This window comes from Salmonella sp. SJTUF15581, from assembly GCF_043356775.1.
In the GTDB taxonomy this organism is placed as follows: Bacteria; Pseudomonadota; Gammaproteobacteria; order Enterobacterales; family Enterobacteriaceae; genus Salmonella; species Salmonella enterica.
Map to the genome: position 1 here is coordinate 62,336 of NZ_JBEUJY010000009.1, position 17,776 is coordinate 80,111.

The window sequence follows — 17,776 nt, forward strand, 5'->3', positions numbered from 1 at the left end:
TTCTTATTCGTAGTAGTTATAAATCCCCGCCGCCATCACCAGTTGCGAAGCCACTTCATGCGCTTTTTCACGACCAACCAACAGGTCGATGATTTTCAAACCAAAATCGATAGCGGTACCCGGTCCCTGGCTGGTTAATAATTTTACCCGCGCATCCCACACCACACGCTTATCCTGCCACTGTTCGGCGGGGATCTTATCTTTCAGCGCCGGAAAACCGGTCATATTGCCGATAGGGAAGATATCGTGCGGCACGAGCACTGTGGCGGCTGCGGCACAAATGGCTGCGACAATGCGCCCGGAGCGGTGAAACTGTTTTACGGTTTCGACCAGCAGCGGGCTGTCGCGAAAGCACTCGGCGCCTTTAATTCCGCCGGGCAACACGATGATGTCATAATCGCCGTCGGCAACTTCAACCAGCGGCGCATCCGCCAGCAGCTTTACACCGCGCGAGCAGACAATCGTCAGGTTGCCATCGCTGGCGACGCTGGCGGTAGTGACGTGGATTCCGCCGCGAACCAGCAGATCGATAGTGGTGACCGCTTCGGTCTCTTCACTACCAGGGGCGAGGCATACCAGTGCCTGAGCGCTCATACTCACTCTCCTTTCGCTTTACCATTTCAAACAGGCGGCTATTTTCCGGAACGGCGAGACCGTGCACGCGGGCGCGCTTGAGTAAATAACCGGTAATGTAGTCAATTTCGGTATGGCGCATGGCACGCACGTCCTGCAACATGGATGAGATGTTTTCTGCCGTACTGTCAATCACTTGCTCAACATAATAGCGTAAATCGTCTGCCGATGTGTGGTAGCCTTCACGTTCAATCACGGCGGCGACCTCTTCGCAAATCGCGTTAATTTCATCAGTATGATGGCGCAGCTCGCCGTTCGGGCAGTTCCAAAGCGCGGTGAGCGGGTTGATAACACAGTTGACCGCCAGTTTGCGCCACATCTCTGCGCGGATATTGTTATGCCAGGCGACATCGGGCAGTACCCCCTGCAGGATATCGGCGAGATAACTGTAATCGCCGTCTTGCTCGCGTGCCGGGCCAATATGCGTAGTACCGTTAGCGACATGAATAATGATATTACCGTCGCGGCGCGCAGCATGGGTGATAGTCCCCATCAACATCGGCTGTTGGATATTTTGCAGTTCTTCTATGGTTCCCATTCCATTATGAATGAGCAGAATAGGCGACGTCACCGGTAGGGTTGACGCCAGGGTTCGTACTGCGTCGGAAACCTGCCACGCTTTCAGCGTGACTAACAACAGTTCGCTCTTCGCCAAAAAATCCGGATCGTTTGCCGTCAGTGATTCGTTGAAAAAGGAACCATCGGTATCGATCAGATTTACGCTGCAATAAGGTTGTGGCACCCGTAGCCAGCCCTGTACGTCATGTCCGTGTTTGCACAGTGCCGAAAGCCAAAGTTGTCCTAAGGCTCCGCATCCCAGTACAGTAATTTTCATTGTTCCTCCTCACCTGCAACAGCGCCAGGTGTTATGGCGCTAATTATAGCGTCATCAGCTAAGCTTCTCGTTAAGCCTCGTTGCAGGTATTATGCAACGCAACGAAAATGAAGGGAGAAGAAAAGATGCCATCTTTCGATATTGTTTCTGAAGTTGATCTGCAGGAAGCGCGTAACGGCGTGGATAACGCGGTTCGCGAGGTTGAGTCTCGTTTTGACTTTCGTGGCGTAGAGGCGACTATTGAACTGAACGATGCCAATAAAACCATCAAGGTGCTGAGCGAGTCTGATTTCCAGGTCAATCAGTTGCTCGATATTCTGCGCGCCAAGCTGCTTAAACGCGGTATTGAAGGCGCTTCGCTGGATGTACCGGACGAGTTCGTGCATAGCGGTAAAACCTGGTATGTGGAAGCGAAGCTGAAGCAGGGCATTGAAAGCGCCGTGCAGAAGAAAATCGTCAAGCTGATTAAAGACAGCAAACTGAAGGTGCAGGCGCAAATTCAGGGGGAAGAGATTCGCGTGACGGGCAAATCACGTGACGATCTGCAATCGGTAATGGCGCTGGTTCGCGGCGGCGATTTGGGCCAGCCGTTCCAGTTCAAAAACTTCCGCGATTAAGTTGTTATGCCGGATAGAGCCTCGCCGCCATCCGGCAATGCAGCATTCATCCTTTGCTGATAAGCTGTTCAACTTCAAAGCGATTGGTCACTTTGCTGTCGATTTTGACGTAAGCGGAATGCTCTTCCGCCACGATCAGCGCTTCGCTTACGCCTTTCATTGCCAACAGCCGCTGTTTTAGCCTGTCGTCAGCAACGATATCCGCTGGAATTTCCACGCGCAGGCTGCTGACATAGGGCGGCTCTTTCATGGTACTTGCCACTGCCAGCCATACCATCGCCAGTACGGCCCCGGCAAGGAAAACGGTTTGCCCATCAAACGTGCCGTCTATCCAGCCGCCCAGCGAGCCGCCAAGCGCCACGCCAAGAAACTGACTGGTAGAATAGACGCCCATCGCCGTTCCTTTATACCCCGCGGGCGACTCTTTGCTAATAAGCGAAGGCAGCAGCGCCTCCATCAGATTAAAGGCGAGGAAAAAGAGTTGTACGCCAATCACCAGCTCCCAGAAATGTTGGCCCGCTCCCCACAACACGATTTCTGCGACGACAATGAGCCCCACGCAGAACAGGAATACCTGCTTCATCCGCCGTTTGACTTCAGCATAGATAATAAAAGGCACGACGGCGGCAAAGGCGATCACCATGGTTGCCAGATACACCTTCCAGTGTTCGGCGGCAGGGAAACCGGCATCGGCAAGCTGGCCGGGCAGGGCGACAAAGGTGGACATCAATAAAATATGCAGACACATAATGCCGAAATTGAGCTTGAGCAGCCTCGGCTCCGCCAGCACTTTACTGAAGCTGCCTTTGACCATCCCGGATTCGCGATTCAGCACATGGTTGGTACTGTTGGGAACCACCCAGATCGTCAGAAGAATGCCCAGGGTGGCGAGGGCGGCGATCATCCAGAACAACGCGTTCAATCCCAGACTATGGGTAACGATCGGCCCTAATACCATCGCAATCGCGAAAGTGATACCAAAGCTGACGCCGATAAACGCCATCGCTTTGGTACGGTTTTGTTCTCGGGTGAGATCAGACAGGAGCGCCATGACGGCGGCGGCAATAGCGCCGGACCCTTGTAGCGCTCGCCCCAGAATAATGCCCCAGATTGAGTGAGAGAGCGCGGCAATGACGCTGCCCGCGACAAATACCGCCAGTCCGCCGACAATCAGCGGCTTACGGCCAATGCGGTCGGACAGCAGCCCAAAGGGAATTTGAAAGATAGCCTGCGCCAGCCCGTAAATGCCGATCGCAATGCCGATTAATGCTTCGCTGGCGCCCTGTAGCGCCATACCGTATGTGGTCAGTACTGGTAGAACCATAAACATACCCAGCATACGCAACGAAAAGACGGTCCCTAAACCCCATGTGGCGCGCAGCTCCCCTGGCGTCATTTTATAATCGTTCATTGCCACCTCTGTATAAAAGCTGGGAGTAGTGTAGTGCGGGGAGTGTGCCGGGTAAATAGAGGGTTAATTAGCAAATATTATGTTTTTGAAACAGTTGAGCTAAAAAAGAGATAAATTGTTAACACGATAGGGGCGATCGGGAGAGTCAGCATAGCCTTGTGCTCATTCATATTCCGATCTCCTTGAGCTGTAGTGGCTATCTGAGCCATATCAGTATAGTGTAGCGGTTAGCCACGGCCTTCAGGCGGTGTGCGCTGTTGCTCCATATCGCAATAGCAGAACTCGTCAAGCCAGACTGTCAGCGAACCGCGCTGCCTGAGTGTGGCTGGCCGGTGGGTGACTTTAAACTTTTGCTTTGCCATAGGAAGCCGATTCTGAAACGACTGCGATGATCAGAACCGCCCATCTTCTGAAAATTTGATTTATTCAACAACGCCGAGACTGATAGCAAACTTTCTGCGTGATGGCGCGCGTTTATCAGGCAGAAGATTCGTCAGCAGTCGCATTTATTATATTATTCAAGGAGTGAATTCGTTATGGAAATTAAATATTTATCATTATGTATTTTGGCGGGTATTTTATTTGTTAGCCAGGTAAATGCATCAGAGAACAACGGTAAAGATGATGTAAAATATGCTGCGCTTACCCAGAAGGATCTTGATGCTTTGCCTGTGGAAAAAAGAGCTTCGGTTCTGGATGAACTGGGGTTTATTCATGAATACGGCCTTGGTGTGCCGATGAATCGCGAACAGGCGTTGCAGTATTACAAGCAGGCCTGTGAACTTGGCGGTAACTATGGTTGCTATAATGTGAAGTATGCTTATCAGTATGGCGACGGAGTGGCGAAAGATAGTGCTCAGGCCAATAAGTATGCTAAAAAAATGAATCTGGATAATTTATTGATTGAGCAAGACTATATCGATAAGTTTTCGCAAGAAATTTTCACGGCAAAAGTATTGGCCGATACGGATAAATCGCAGCGACCAGAATTTATTAATGCACTATTTAATCGTCTAAATAATAGGCCAGAGAGCGATGCGCTTTTTTTTAGTCGTATCGGATTTAATCAGGAAAAAACGTTCCGACTTGCTACGCTATGGGTACAGGACGGCGATCCACAAATGGATTATCAACTGGGGTTACTCACCCTTAATGATTTCTCTGGTCATTATGTGGATGAGCCTTATAAGGCCAGGCCAGCCTCGTTGAAATGGTTTCGCGCCGCCGCGGAAAAAGGCGTCGTTGAGGCCCAATCTCTCTTGGGGGGTATTTATTCGGGGGGAGAGGGCGATGAGTGGGGGATTAAGCCAGACATTCAGGAAGCACAAAAATGGTATGGGCAGGCGGCTGAGCAGGGTGACAGCGATGCACAGATTGCGCTAGGTAAAATCTATTATTCTGGCGCAACAGGGCGCACTGATTACGCTAAAGCGCTGGCATTATTTACGCAGGTTGAAAATGATGGTACTAATTCGCGCTCAACGATGCCGTTGAGTTGGATGTATTATAACGGTTTAGGTACTGCACCTGACTGTGATAAAGCCTGGTCGTATTACAAGAAAGCATCTCGATATGTAGGTAAGAAAGTTGAGGAAAAAATATTTTTGAGTAAATGCGAAGCGGATATTCAGAGTCGAAAAAACAACGCGGATGCTTTACCCAAAGTAACCCTAAAAAAAGAGAGTATTTTCTCTCGCGGGATAACGGCTAAACCGAAAGAATGCGCACTAATTTTTCAGATTGGCACAGATAAAATCCGTAACATGGCGAATTTGCATATTACGCTTGAGCTGAAAAATGATGATGGAATGGCAACTGAGGAAACGTTAATGATTCCGCCATTCGGTTTGAATACCCTGGGGATAGATATGCAAAATCATGATGTTGATCCTCTCATTACCACATACGATCTCCCGCTGTATACGCAAGATTTTTGTCACGGGATCGGCGATATCCATTTTACGCTGAAATCCGCTACGGCAACGATTAACGGTAAGAATGTCGATTTACTGAAAGCTGACAGTGTGCGCTTTTTAGATAAAGAATAAGGGAATGAAAAATGATAAAACGGAAATGGAATCTTTTGCTTCTGCTTGGGCTTTCTTTCGCATCGGTATGCCAGGCAGGTGATGATATTGACGCGTTGTATAGCCGTATTGCGCAGAAAGATATTCAGGCGCTAAATGAGCTAAAAGCGTTAGCTAAGGATAATAATGCCCAAGCGCTGGCAGAACTGGGGTTTATTTATGAGTACGGCGTTGCTGTGCCGAAAGATACGATACAGGCTATCAAGTATTATGAGCAGGCTTGTCATGTTGAAGAACCCTATGGCTGCTACAACGCTCGTTATTTTTATCTGCATGGCCTGGGGGTGATGCAGGATGACGTTTTGGCAAAAGAGCTTGCGGATAAAACCAGTAAAGCAGACATCGATACTGATGCGCAGACGGTGACGCGCCTGATAGCCGACGAAATAGATACGGCAAAGCAAGCCGCGGAAAGCGATATTACTCAGCGTTCCCGGTTTATTGAAACATTACGCCAGTATGCCGGCGGCGGGAGCGCGATGGCCGCGCGCATCACGCGCCTGGGTTATTCAAAGGCGGATATCCTGCACCTTGCGGAGCTGTGGGCGCAGGAGAGAGACCCTGAACTTAACTTTATCGTTGGTAGCCTCTATGACTCTGGTTTTGTTGAGGTCGACGATAAAGAGGCGCGTTCGTTGCAATGGTTCCGCAAGGCTGCTGAATTGGGCCAGGCTGATGCGCAGAATATACTCGGTTACTTCTACTTGAATGGAAAACGAGGGATTAAGCGCGATCTGCAGAAGGGGGTGCAGTGGTACGAGTTGGCGGCTGCGCAGGGGAATGCCGATGCGCTCATAAATCTTGGTGAGAGCTATTACTCCGGGACGCAGGTTCCGCTTGATTACGCTCGGGCGTTTGAATTCTTTGAACGGGCGGCGAAGATGGGCAAGTCTCGCGCTTTAAACTATCTTGCCTGGATGTATACCAACGGTCAGTTTGTCGACACGGACTGCCGGAAGGCAGCGGAGTTGTTTGCTCAGGGGCGAACAAGTTTTGCAGACGATCCCCATTTTCAGGTGACCTGCGAAAAAGACCGACAGGCCCGCGCTGAGGCTGTGGCAATGCGTGAAAAGAATTTGCCGAAGTTAACCTTCAATCGTGATCGTGTTTTCGGTGCGAGCCAGGGCAGCGGCTATGCATGCGAGCTGGAGTTTGTCGTCAAAACGGACAGAATCAGCAGTATAGAGAATTTACGCGTCTCACTGGCGCTGAAAAATAAGGCCGGGGCGATGTCACAGCAGGTTATCGCATTTGAGCCTTTTGGGCTAAATACGCAGAACCGCAATTTACAAGGGTATAAGTCTGATACGCTCCGTGAATCGACATTACAACCTGTCTATCAGCCGGAATTTTGCGATGTTGATAGCTATAGCGTGACTGCTGTGACGGGAATGGTTAACGGTAAAGAGATGGATATGCTTAAGGCAGGCATTTTTCTGTAACTGCGAGCGAAAATAATGGCGTATCAAGCGATACGCCATCAAAAGTCTTACCAGACGTAAGTCAGCAGATTCTGCGAATTCGGCACCATAAAATCAACGGACATCATGATACTCAGCGCGGTAATCGCAATGATAGAGAAGCCGAACAGCTTGCGCGCCCAGACCTTATCATCTTCCACTTTGTAACCGCGTAGCGCCATGCCGAGCCACCAAACGCTGACCGCCGCGGCGACCACCAGGTATTTGTAACCGGCATAACCGCCCAACGTGAGCATTAGCGTTGCAACGGCAAACGCAATGATATACAGCGTGATGTGGTTTTTAGCGACTGAGATTCCTTTTACCACCGGCAGAACCGGGATATTGGCCGCCTGATAGTCCTTAAAGCGGAAAATGGCGATGGCGTAAGAGTGCGGCATCTGCCAGAGGCTGAAAATAGCCAACAGGATCGCCGCGCCGCTGTCAAAGTCGCCCGTTACGGCGCAGTAGCCAATCACCGGCGGCGCTGCGCCGGAGAGAGAACCAATCAGCGTTCCGTAAACGGAGTGACGCTTCATGTACAAGCTGTACACGCCAACGTAGACCACGAAGCCCATTACCCCCAGCCAGCAGGCCAGAGGATTGGCGCCAAACCACAACAGCATAAAGCCAGCAATACCCAGCAGGGTGGCGTATACCAGCGAGACGCCAGGAGAAATCAGGCCTTTGACCAGCACCCGATTCTTGGTCCTTTCCATCTTCCTGTCGATATCCCTGTCGATGTAGTTGTTAAATACACAACCCGACGCCACAACCAGTGACACCCCGACCAGCGTATAAATGAACAGGGGATAGTCAATGCTGCCCTTTGAGGCCAGCAGAAATCCCCCGATCACCGAGATCAGGTTGCCAAAGATGATGCCTGGTTTCGTTACTTGCAGGTATTGCTTAAACATCATACTCGCCGCTCTTAGTGCATCATCATGTTGTAGTTGAGGTTCCACATAATCCAGATGGAGCCCACAACCAGGATGGCGATGATCAGCACGGTAAAGATGAAGGCCGTCATGTTCCAGCCTTCATCAGATTTGGTGTTCATGTGCAGGAAACACACCAGATGCACCAAAATCTGCACCACTGCCATTGCCAGGATAGATCCCAGAATAACGGCCGGAGAGGCAGCGCCGGTCATCACCATCCAGAATGGAATAACCGTCAGGATGACCGACAGGATAAAGCCGGTCATGTACGTTTTTACGCTGCCGTGGGATGCGCCGCCGCTCTCGGTAGAATGACTCATTACATCGCCCCCATCAGATAAACAACAGTGAATACGCAAATCCAAATCACATCCAGGAAGTGCCAGAACAGGCTCAGGCACATGATGCGGGTACGGTTAGTGCTGGTCAGACCGCGACGGGCAACTTGCACCATCAGCACCGCCATCCAGATCAAACCGGAAGTGACGTGCAGACCGTGCGTGCCGACCAGCGCGAAGAACGCAGACAGGAAGCCGCTGCGATCCGGGCCCATACCGTTAACAATCAGGTGATGGAATTCATAGAGTTCCATCCCGATAAATCCGGCACCGAACAAGAAGGTCAACGCCAGCCAGGAGATAACCTGGCTCTTGTTGTTCTTGTGCATGGCGATCGCCGCCATGCCGTAGGTAATGGAGCTAAATAACAGCAGGAAGGTTTCAACCAGAACGAACGGCAGTTCGAAAATGTCCTTACCTGTCGGGCCGCCAGCGGTGCCGTTCACCAGAACGGCATAGGTAGCAAACAGAATAGAGAACAGAATGCAGTCGCTCATCAGGTAGACCCAAAATCCGAAGATTTTGTTCTGGCCTGCGTCATGGTGCCCGTGTTCGTGCGCGTGGGCAGTCGCGTGCGTTAAAGTATCAGTTGCCATTTTTCAGCCCTGCCTTAGTAATCTCATCGAAATGCTGGTTTTCCAGTTTTTCGACTTCCGGGACCGGCACGTAGTAATCCACATCTTCATCAAAGCTTTTTACAATCCAGCTGATGATCATGCCTGCGAAACCCACTATCGCCAGCCACCAGATATGCCAGATCATGGCGAAGCCAAATACCGTCGCGAAGGCGGCGATAACAATACCGGCACCGCTATTTTTCGGCATATGAATCTCTTCATACTGTCCAGGCTGTTGGTACGCTTCGCCTTTTTCTTTCATTTCCCAGAAGGCGTCACGTTCGTGAACGTGCGGCACAACGGCAAAGTTATAGAACGGCGGCGGAGACGAGGTTGACCACTCCAGCGTACGGCCACCCCATGGGTCGCCGGTCAGATCGCGGTTCTGATCGCGGTCGCGAATAGAAACGAAGATCTGAATCAGTTGGCACAGGATACCCAGCGCAATCAGCGCGGCACCGGCAGCGGCAACCATCAGCATCGTATGGAACTGCGGATCAATTTGCTGGCTGAGGCGACGGGTCATGCCCATGAAGCCCAGTACGTACAGCGGCATAAAGGCTACAAAGAAACCGATAATCCAGAACCAGAAGGCGCGTTTACCCCAGGTTTCGTTCAGCTTGAAGCCAAACGCCTTCGGCCACCAGTAGGTCATACCCGCGAAGCAGCCAAACACCACGCCGCCGATGATCACGTTATGGAAGTGCGCAATCAGGAACAGACTGTTGTGCAGGACGAAGTCCGCGCCCGGTACCGCCAGCAGCACGCCGGTCATACCGCCGACCGAGAAGGTCACGATAAAGCCGATGGTCCACATCATTGCGGAATGGAAGACGATACGGCCCTGATACATGGTGAACAACCAGTTGAAGATCTTCACCCCGGTCGGGATGGCGATAATCATGGTGGTGATACCGAAGAAGGCGTTAACGTTCGCGCCTGCGCCCATCGTGAAGAAGTGGTGCAGCCAAACGATAAACGACAGTACGGTAATACAGACGGTCGCCCAAACCAGCGAGGTATAGCCGAACAGACGTTTACGCGAGAAGGTCGCTGCGATTTCGGAGAATACCCCGAAGACCGGCAGAATCAGAATGTACACTTCCGGATGGCCCCAGGCCCAAATCAGGTTGATGTACATCATCATGTTGCCGCCCATATCGTTGGTAAAGAAATGGGTGCCCAGATAGCGATCCAGGGTCAGCAACGCGACGGTAACCGTCAGAATCGGGAAAGAGGCGATGATCAGTACGTTGGCGCACAAAGAGGCCCAGGTAAAGACCGGCATCTTGAACATTGTCATACCCGGCGCACGCATCTTCAGGATCGTCACGAAGAAGTTGATACCGGTTAACGTCGTACCAATACCCGAGAGTTGCAACGCCCATATCCAGTAATCGACCCCGACGCTGGGACTGTACTCTATTCCCGATAGCGGCGGATAAGCCAGCCACCCTGTCTGCGCGAATTCACCCACGCCCAGCGAGAGGTTAACCAGGATAACGCCGACAACGGTGAACCAGAAGCTCAGGTTGTTCAGGAAAGGGAAAGCAACGTCGCGCGCGCCGATCTGCAGCGGAACCACCAGGTTCATCAGACCGATAACGAAGGGCATCGCCACGAAGAAGATCATGATTACGCCGTGAGCGGTAAAGATCTGATCGTAGTGGTGCGGCGGTAGAAAACCCGCTTCGCCTGCGGAGGCAAGCGCCTGCTGGCTACGCATCATGATGGCATCGGCGAAACCACGTAACAGCATCACAATCGCGACGATGATATACATGATGCCGAGGCGTTTATGGTCAACTGACGTTAACCACTCTTTCCATAGGTAGGTCCACTTACCGAAGTAAGTAATCGCTGCCAGTATCGCCAGTCCCCCGACGATAATTGCAGCGATCGTTACCATGACGATAGGTTCATGGAACGGTACTGCATCCAGTGATAATTTTCCGAACATCTTATCTTCCTCAACCCTTGGAGTTGGCGGATTCCGCGTGGCTCATGTCCATACCTTCCATTCCTTCATGCGAGCTGTGCTCACCTTCAGGTTGGGTCATGTCCATGCTCTTACCGTGGTCCATGAATTTGTTAATAACGTCCTTGAACAAATCTGGTTTCACGCTGGAGAAATATTCCACCTTGTTGTACTCGCTTGGCATAGCCACTTTCTCGAACGCCGCCATATCATTCATGGTGTTCGGAGACTGCTTCGCTTTTGCGACCCATTGGTCGAATTCTGCGCGGTCTTTGGTGGCGATAGCTTTAAACTTCATACCAGAGAAGCCCGGGCCGCTATAGCTGGCGGAGATGCCATCGTAGGTTCCGGGTTCGTTGGCGATCAGATGCAAACGTGTTTGCATACCGGCCATGGCATAAATCTGGCTACCCAGACGCGGGATAAAGAAGGAGTTCATCACGGAGTTGGAGGTCACTTTGAAATAAACCGGCGTGTTCGCCGGGAAGGCGATCTCGTTGACGGTGGCGATACCCTGCTCCGGATAGATGAAGAACCATTTCCAGTCCATGGAAACCACTTCGATGGTGATCGGTTTTTCGTCATGCGCCAGCGGCTTGCTTGGTTCAAGCGCGTGCGTGGTTTTCCAGGTCAGTACGGCAAGGAAAATGATGATTAAGATAGGCACCGTCCAGACCACGGCTTCCACTTTATTGGAGTGTGACCAGTTCGGGCTATACTTCGCATCCTTATTACTCGCACGATACTTCCAGGCGAAACCAACAGCCATCAAGATGGCGGGAATAACGACGATCAACATCAGGCCAAATGCCGTCAGTATCAGCGAACGTTGCTCCAGTCCAATCTGTCCTTTGGGATCCAGCAGCGCAGAATTACAGCCACTGAGTAATGCAGTGCCTGCAATTAATGACAACCATCCCAAACTTTTATTGTATTTCCTGAGTCTCATTTAACGACCTCAATTCCACGGGACCTGGTGGCGTTTAAAGTGTAGGGGCATTTTACGGTAAGGTTACATTACTGTAAACATGATTGGTTCTGTGTTACCAAGTTCTGCCGCGCATGTCACATATGTTGCCAAGTATGTCGAAATAACTTTAAGACACTGTTGAAACTTTGCGTTATAACGGATGAGGTCTGTAAGTGGGATGTTGAGGGATAATTGGTATAACCAATGTAAAAATAAAACAATTACTTAACAATTTATTATCAATAAAAGGACAATCAACGGCAGAAATTTAAATTTAATCGGCTGAATCGTGTAAAGAAAATAGGTAGCGTAGAAATTACCAATAATTTCCAAAATTCTGTTGCGCACAAAAAGACAAATATATTTTTTATCAATTGATGGTTATTTAGCCGTTATAATTCCGGGTCGTTATTACAACGGCAAATAATGTTTTAGAGCAGGCGTGTTTTTCGTAGCGCCAGGTAGTCCAGCAACCCGCCAAAGACAATGCCGCACACGGCAATCGCTACCGCAGTTTCAAGCAATCCGGACAGGAATGAGAAGTTAGTGTAATCCAACGCGTTCATGGTCAGCAGGAGTACCCAGACCGCCAGCAAAGCGACGCCCGCGAGCAGGATTGAAAGCGCGAAATTGTAGGCGCCACGGTATTGCGTGCGGGGAATGAAACGCTCGTTCTGCCAGCTATATTCCAGCGTTTGCCGACAGACCAGCAACAGTAACAGCCCGGGAACGGCGGCGACAACCGAGAAGAGGTAGAATGTCGGCCAGCCGTGCGCTTCAACGAACCAGCCCGCTACAGGACCAACATAAACCCGGCCTACTGCGGAGAGGGCCGACAGTAGGGCAAACTGTGTTGCGGAAAACGACTTATTACATAGCGTCATTAATAAGGCGACAAAGGCGGCAGTACCCATCCCGCCGCACAGATTTTCGAAAAAGACCGCCGCGCCCATGCTGAGCATGTTTTTATCGGTAATGGAGAGCAACCAGTAACCGGCGTTGGACGCGCCTTGCAAAATGCCGAAAATCAGCAGCGCGCGAAACAGCGAAAGACGCTGCATTAATATGCCGCCGTATAACGCGCCGACGATCGTCGCCAGCAGGCCCAGCGTTTTATTGACCACGCCGACTTCGCCGGCGTCAAAGCCGACGCCGCGAATCAAAAAGGTGGTGGTCAGGCTCATAGCGAAGGCATCACCCAGTTTATAAAGCACAATGAGCAGTAAAATCAGCCAGGCGTTATTACGGCCAAAGAAATCGCGTAGCGGCGCGACGACGGCCTGTTCCAGCGATTTCGGGGAGGGGATAGTATCGGTCGGTTCCGGCGCCAGTAAGGTGGCGATAATGCAGGGGATCAGCAATGCCGCCATCAGCCAGTACATGCCCTGCCAGCCGAGCCAGCGATCGGCCAGCCATAGCGCCAGTCCGCCGGAAACCAGCATTCCCAACCGGTAGCCAAGCACGCTGATTGCCGCGCCAGCGCCGCGTTCTTCTGCGGGTAAAACATCGGTTTTCCAGGCGTCGAACACGATATCCTGCGAGGCGGAGCAAAAAGCAATCACCACCGCCAGCGCCGCCATCCAGCGTAGCTGCGTGCCGGGTTCAAGAAAGCCCATCGCCGCAATCGCCGCCAGTAACAACAGTTGGGTGGCGAGTAACCAACCGCGACGACGACCTAAAAAAGGCGGCGTGTAGCGGTCCATCAGCGGGGACCAGAGAAACTTAAACACATAGGCCTGACCAACCAGCGAGAAGAAGCCAATCGTTTTAAGATCGATATTCTCGACGGTCATCCACGCCTGTAGCGTACCGGAAGTGAGCGCCAGCGGGAGACCGGAGGCAAAACCCAATATCAGCAGAATGGCTGAGCGCGGTTGCTGGAAAATACGTAAATATTGACTTGACATAGGCATCTAAAGACCCGGCTTCTGCCGGGTCTTGTTGTTGCTATTAACGGGCGTTTTGCTTGATAAAATCGTGAATACTGGTGTCCTGAGACATATCAGCAATGGTATCGGTCAGAACGCTGTTCACCGCGTCGGCAATATTCTGGTTAGAGGCCTGGAACGCCCCTTCAATAGAGTAGTTGGCGCGATAGTTTTTGGTCATCTTGCTGCCATTTGCCGCGGTCGCAATAATCGCGATATCCGCTTTGGTCGCGATGTTGTAGCGCACGCTGCCCTGGGAAACATCAGCATACAGTTGGTTAACAATAATCTGCAGATTAACCGCGCCGTTAGGCCCGATCATATAGCCCCGCGCCGTCATCTGTTTTTCCAGGACTTCTTGTAACAGGAAGCGTAAATCGCGGGAGGCGGTTAACGTTACCAGCTGGTTGTTACGCGTGACTTTCGCTAACGCTTGATCCTGGCGTTGGTCCGCGCCGGTAATGCTAACGGTGACGCCCATCAGGCTCGGGTCCTGCTGTGGCAAGGTGATCTTCGGCGCGACGTCAATGGTCGTCGGCGGTGTGGCGCATCCTGCCAGCATAAACAGAGCGACTAACGGAAAGAGAAGTTTTTTTAACATATTCAGGCTCTCAATGACGCTTAAAACGTGATAGGTAAAAATTCCCGCCATCATAACACCGCTAACGGCGAGGGGAAGTGGTCAACGCAGGTAAATTCGTTGTAATGTCCGATTTGGTATTGATAACGGCGCGAGCGGGGATTTTGAGCGCTAAAAGAATGATTAAGGCAGTAAACTTCATACGTTTGGCTGAAATAATCAGACGAAAGCTAAATTTTTGTTGTCATGCTGTAATGGAAACGGTAAAAGCGGCTAGTATTTAAAGGGATGGGTGACATCACAGCGTTGTCGGAGGAGATTTTCATGATGATACGTGAGCAAATAGAAGAAAAATTAAGGACAGCGTTCGACCCCGTGTTTCTCGAAGTTGTGGATGAAAGCTATCGTCACAATGTTCCTGCAGGATCGGAAAGCCATTTTAAGGTCGTGCTGGTGAGCGATCGCTTTACAGGCGAACGTTTTCTTAATCGTCATCGGATGATTTACGGTACGTTAACGGCGGAACTCTCCACAACCGTACATGCGCTGGCACTGCATACTTATACCCTCAAAGAGTGGGAAGGGTTGCAGGATACTATCTTCGCGTCGCCTCCTTGTCGCGGCGCGGGAAGCATCGCGTAGCAAAACGGATTTGCAACTACCTCCGCTTTTCCAGTATGTTGCTACAGAATTATGTGAAAACGGCCTGCGGGCCGTTTTGTTTTGTCTGAATTTTGAGCGTGTCGTACAGTATTCAGACAAAAATTAGCCGAGAATTGTGAAAACCGCCGCAGCATCGCACAATCACCGTTCTCGACTCACAAAAGTGATGCCGCTATAATGCGCCGTCTTATATATGAACGTCTTCGGGATGATTCTGACGACAGGGAATGTGATTGATTATGAGAACATCCCGGTTCCGCGAAGCAAATAGCACGTGCTTGCGGAGTAGAGTTGACCGAGCACTGTGATTTTTTGAGGTAACAAGATGCAAGTTTCAGTTGAAACCACTCAGGGCCTTGGCCGCCGTGTAACGATTACAATCGCTGCTGACAGCATCGAGACCGCTGTAAAAAGCGAGCTGGTCAACGTAGCGAAAAAAGTACGTATTGACGGCTTCCGTAAAGGCAAAGTACCGATGAATATCGTCGCTCAGCGTTATGGCGCTTCTGTTCGCCAGGACGTGCTGGGCGATCTGATGAGCCGCAACTTCGTTGACGCGATCATCAAAGAAAAAATTAACCCGGCAGGCGCGCCGAACTATGTTCCGGGCGAATACAAAGTGGGTGAAGACTTCACTTACTCCGTCGAGTTTGAAGTCTATCCGGAAGTTGAGCTGACTGGCCTCGAGTCCATCGAAGTTGAAAAGCCGGTTGTTGAAGTCACCGACGCTGACGTTGATGTGATGCTGGACACCCTGCGTAAGCAGCAGGCGACCTGGAAAGAAAAAGACGGCGCTGCTGATGCGGAAGACCGCGTGACCATCGATTTCACCGGCTCTGTAGACGGCGAAGAGTTCGAAGGCGGCAAAGCGACCGATTTCGTTCTGGCGATGGGCCAGGGTCGTATGATTCCGGGCTTTGAAGACGGCGTTAAAGGCCACAAAGCTGGCGAAGAGTTCACTATCGATGTGACCTTCCCGGAAGAGTACCACGCTGAAAACCTGAAAGGTAAAGCGGCTAAGTTCGTTATCAACCTTAAGAAAGTTGAAGAACGCGAACTGCCGGAACTGACCGAAGAATTCATCAAACGTTTCGGCGTTGAAGATGGTTCCGTAGCCGGTCTGCGCGCTGAAGTACGTAAAAACATGGAACGCGAGCTGAAAGGCGCGGTGCGTAACCGCGTTAAGTCTCAGGCGATCGAAGGTCTGGTAAAAGCTAACGACATCGACGTACCGTCTGCGCTGATCGACAGCGAAATCGACGTTCTGCGTCGTCAGGCTGCGCAGCGTTTTGGTGGTAACGAGAAACAGGCTCTGGAGCTGCCGCGCGAACTGTTCGAAGAACAGGCTAAGCGTCGTGTAGTTGTCGGTCTGCTGCTCGGCGAAGTCATTCGTACCAACGAGCTGAAAGCGGACGAAGAACGCGTTAAAGGCCTGATCGAAGAGATGGCGTCTGCTTACGAAGATCCGAAAGAAGTGATTGAGTTCTACAGCAAAAATAAAGAGCTGATGGACAATATGCGTAACGTCGCTCTGGAAGAACAGGCTGTTGAAGCGGTTCTGGCAAAAGCGAAAGTGTCTGAAAAAGCCACTTCCTTCAATGAGCTGATGAACCAGCAGGCGTAATTTTTCGCGTTAAAAGCACGAAATTTGCACAAAAACCCGTCACCTTTCAGTGACGGGTTTTTTTTGTCACGCATTTTGCATGGTAAGGGTGCGAAAACCGCGTTTCAGTGTTAGCGTTAGAGCAAAAGATTGTTATGCTTGAATTATGGCGATGCCGTACCCATTACAGAGGGACTGGCTGATAATCCGTCCATCAGGTTACAATCAGTACAGCAGATTTTTTCAATTTTTATCCAGGAGACGGAAATGTCATACAGCGGAGAACGAGATAATTTGGCCCCTCATATGGCGCTGGTGCCGATGGTCATTGAACAGACCTCACGCGGTGAGCGCTCTTTTGATATCTATTCTCGTCTACTTAAGGAACGCGTCATATTTCTGACCGGCCAGGTCGAAGACCATATGGCTAACCTGATCGTGGCGCAGATGCTGTTCCTGGAAGCGGAAAACCCGGAAAAAGATATCTATCTGTACATTAATTCTCCTGGCGGCGTAATTACTGCGGGGATGTCCATCTATGACACCATGCAGTTTATTAAGCCAGACGTCAGCACCATTTGTATGGGACAGGCGGCCTCTATGGGGGCGTTTCTGCTGACTGCCGGGGCGAAAGGCAAACGTTTCTGCTTGCCGAACTCTCGCGTCATGATCCACCAGCCGCTGGGCGGCTACCAGGGCCAGGCGACGGATATTGAAATTCACGCCCGCGAAATTTTGAAAGTAAAAGGGCGCATGAATGAACTTATGGCGCATCATACGGGTCAATCTCTTGAGCAGATTGAACGTGATACTGAGCGCGATCGCTTCCTCTCCGCGCCTGAAGCGGTAGAGTACGGTTTGGTTGACTCAATTTTGACCCATCGTAATTGATGCCCTGGACGCAAGTGTGCCGCTATACACTTCATCCTTCACACTACCTCGGTGTTGGCTGCCAGCGCGCCTCCCGGTGACTTACTTATGTAAGCGCCTGCGGAGTCGCCGAGTTGCCGCCTTGATGTAGCTCGAATGATTTTGTGTATATACTAATGAAGGGCGGCACAACGCTGATTAGCGGCTTGCGCCTGAGAATGGCATTTGCGTCGTCGTGTGCGGCA

General features: G+C 51.1%; 16 protein-coding genes and 1 pseudogene. 6 read left to right on the forward strand and 11 right to left on the reverse strand.

The features are described from left to right. Positions 1 to 3: 3 nt before the first annotated feature. Together yajL and panE are read right to left on the reverse strand one after the other, a co-directional pair. Complete coding sequence (gene yajL, locus ABVN36_RS16145) at positions 4 to 594, reverse strand: protein deglycase YajL (RefSeq protein ID WP_001275809.1); 591 nt, start codon at positions 592 to 594, stop codon at positions 4 to 6. Further along, positions 557 to 1,468 carry a 2-dehydropantoate 2-reductase gene (gene panE, locus ABVN36_RS16150; protein WP_000705816.1) on the reverse strand — a complete coding sequence of 304 codons (912 nt, stop codon included), beginning with the start codon at positions 1,466 to 1,468 and terminating at the stop codon, positions 557 to 559. Before panE ends, yajL begins: the two co-directional genes overlap by 38 nt. A 125-nt stretch (positions 1,469 to 1,593) precedes the next feature. On the opposite strand from panE, the gene ABVN36_RS16155 reads away from it, so the two are divergent. After that, positions 1,594 to 2,085 carry a YajQ family cyclic di-GMP-binding protein gene (locus tag ABVN36_RS16155; protein WP_001138913.1) on the forward strand — a complete coding sequence of 164 codons (492 nt, stop codon included), beginning with the start codon at positions 1,594 to 1,596 and terminating at the stop codon, positions 2,083 to 2,085. A 46-nt stretch (positions 2,086 to 2,131) separates the two neighbouring features. On the opposite strand, the gene ABVN36_RS16160 is transcribed toward ABVN36_RS16155, so the two are convergent. Further along, positions 2,132 to 3,496 carry an MFS transporter gene (locus ABVN36_RS16160; RefSeq protein ID WP_001000938.1) on the reverse strand — a complete coding sequence of 455 codons (1,365 nt, stop codon included), beginning with the start codon at positions 3,494 to 3,496 and terminating at the stop codon, positions 2,132 to 2,134. 230 nt (positions 3,497 to 3,726) lie between these two features. Beyond that, positions 3,727 to 3,858 (reverse strand): annotated as a pseudogene (locus ABVN36_RS16165) (IS5/IS1182 family transposase); the annotation flags it as partial. A 174-nt stretch (positions 3,859 to 4,032) separates the two neighbouring features. Here ABVN36_RS16165 and ABVN36_RS16170 point away from each other — a divergent pair. After that, entirely contained in the window at positions 4,033 to 5,544 is a 1,512-nt protein-coding gene (locus tag ABVN36_RS16170; RefSeq protein ID WP_023137934.1) for a tetratricopeptide repeat protein, read from the forward strand. Positions 5,545 to 5,555: 11 nt separating this feature from the next. Beyond that, on the forward strand, positions 5,556 to 7,025 hold the full coding sequence (locus tag ABVN36_RS16175; protein WP_023137935.1) for a tetratricopeptide repeat protein: 1,470 nt from the start codon (positions 5,556 to 5,558) through the stop codon (positions 7,023 to 7,025). Positions 7,026 to 7,072: 47 nt separating this feature from the next. Here ABVN36_RS16175 and cyoE read toward each other — a convergent pair whose 3' ends face one another. The 7 genes from cyoE to ABVN36_RS16210 all read right to left on the reverse strand — a co-directional run bounded on the left by cyoE (position 7,073) and on the right by ABVN36_RS16210 (position 14,416). After that, on the reverse strand, positions 7,073 to 7,963 hold the full coding sequence (gene cyoE, locus ABVN36_RS16180; protein ID WP_000971352.1) for a heme o synthase: 891 nt from the start codon (positions 7,961 to 7,963) through the stop codon (positions 7,073 to 7,075). Between the two features lie 11 nt (positions 7,964 to 7,974). Then, positions 7,975 to 8,304 carry a cytochrome o ubiquinol oxidase subunit IV gene (locus ABVN36_RS16185; RefSeq protein ID WP_000019878.1) on the reverse strand — a complete coding sequence of 110 codons (330 nt, stop codon included), beginning with the start codon at positions 8,302 to 8,304 and terminating at the stop codon, positions 7,975 to 7,977. After that, positions 8,304 to 8,918, reverse strand: coding sequence for a cytochrome o ubiquinol oxidase subunit III (locus ABVN36_RS16190; protein WP_000179833.1), 615 nt, complete (start codon positions 8,916 to 8,918; stop codon positions 8,304 to 8,306). The genes ABVN36_RS16185 and ABVN36_RS16190 overlap by 1 nt, the downstream gene beginning before the upstream one ends. Continuing rightward, positions 8,908 to 10,899: a cytochrome o ubiquinol oxidase subunit I gene (cyoB, locus tag ABVN36_RS16195; RefSeq protein ID WP_000467158.1), complete on the reverse strand. Its 1,992-nt coding sequence runs from the start codon at positions 10,897 to 10,899 to the stop codon at positions 8,908 to 8,910. The genes ABVN36_RS16190 and cyoB overlap by 11 nt, the downstream gene beginning before the upstream one ends. A gap of 10 nt (positions 10,900 to 10,909) precedes the next feature. Further along, entirely contained in the window at positions 10,910 to 11,866 is a 957-nt protein-coding gene (gene cyoA, locus ABVN36_RS16200) for a cytochrome o ubiquinol oxidase subunit II (RefSeq protein ID WP_001239448.1), read from the reverse strand. A 452-nt stretch (positions 11,867 to 12,318) separates the two neighbouring features. Next, positions 12,319 to 13,794 carry a muropeptide MFS transporter AmpG gene (gene ampG / locus ABVN36_RS16205; RefSeq protein WP_023137937.1) on the reverse strand — a complete coding sequence of 492 codons (1,476 nt, stop codon included), beginning with the start codon at positions 13,792 to 13,794 and terminating at the stop codon, positions 12,319 to 12,321. A gap of 43 nt (positions 13,795 to 13,837) precedes the next feature. After that, positions 13,838 to 14,416: a lipoprotein gene (locus ABVN36_RS16210; RefSeq protein ID WP_001537832.1), complete on the reverse strand. Its 579-nt coding sequence runs from the start codon at positions 14,414 to 14,416 to the stop codon at positions 13,838 to 13,840. A 303-nt stretch (positions 14,417 to 14,719) separates the two neighbouring features. Between ABVN36_RS16210 and bolA the strand changes: the two genes are divergently transcribed. The 3 genes from bolA to clpP all read left to right on the forward strand — a co-directional run bounded on the left by bolA (position 14,720) and on the right by clpP (position 17,552). Next, the gene (bolA, locus tag ABVN36_RS16215; RefSeq protein WP_000973433.1) at positions 14,720 to 15,037 is read left to right on the forward strand and encodes a transcriptional regulator BolA; all 318 of its coding nucleotides are present in this window, start codon (positions 14,720 to 14,722) and stop codon (positions 15,035 to 15,037) included. A gap of 346 nt (positions 15,038 to 15,383) precedes the next feature. After that, positions 15,384 to 16,682 carry a trigger factor gene (gene tig / locus ABVN36_RS16220; RefSeq protein ID WP_001198406.1) on the forward strand — a complete coding sequence of 433 codons (1,299 nt, stop codon included), beginning with the start codon at positions 15,384 to 15,386 and terminating at the stop codon, positions 16,680 to 16,682. Between the two features lie 246 nt (positions 16,683 to 16,928). After that, a complete protein-coding gene (gene clpP, locus ABVN36_RS16225; RefSeq protein ID WP_000122257.1) occupies positions 16,929 to 17,552 on the forward strand; it encodes an ATP-dependent Clp endopeptidase proteolytic subunit ClpP in 624 nt (207 codons plus the stop codon). Positions 17,553 to 17,776 lie beyond the last annotated feature (224 nt).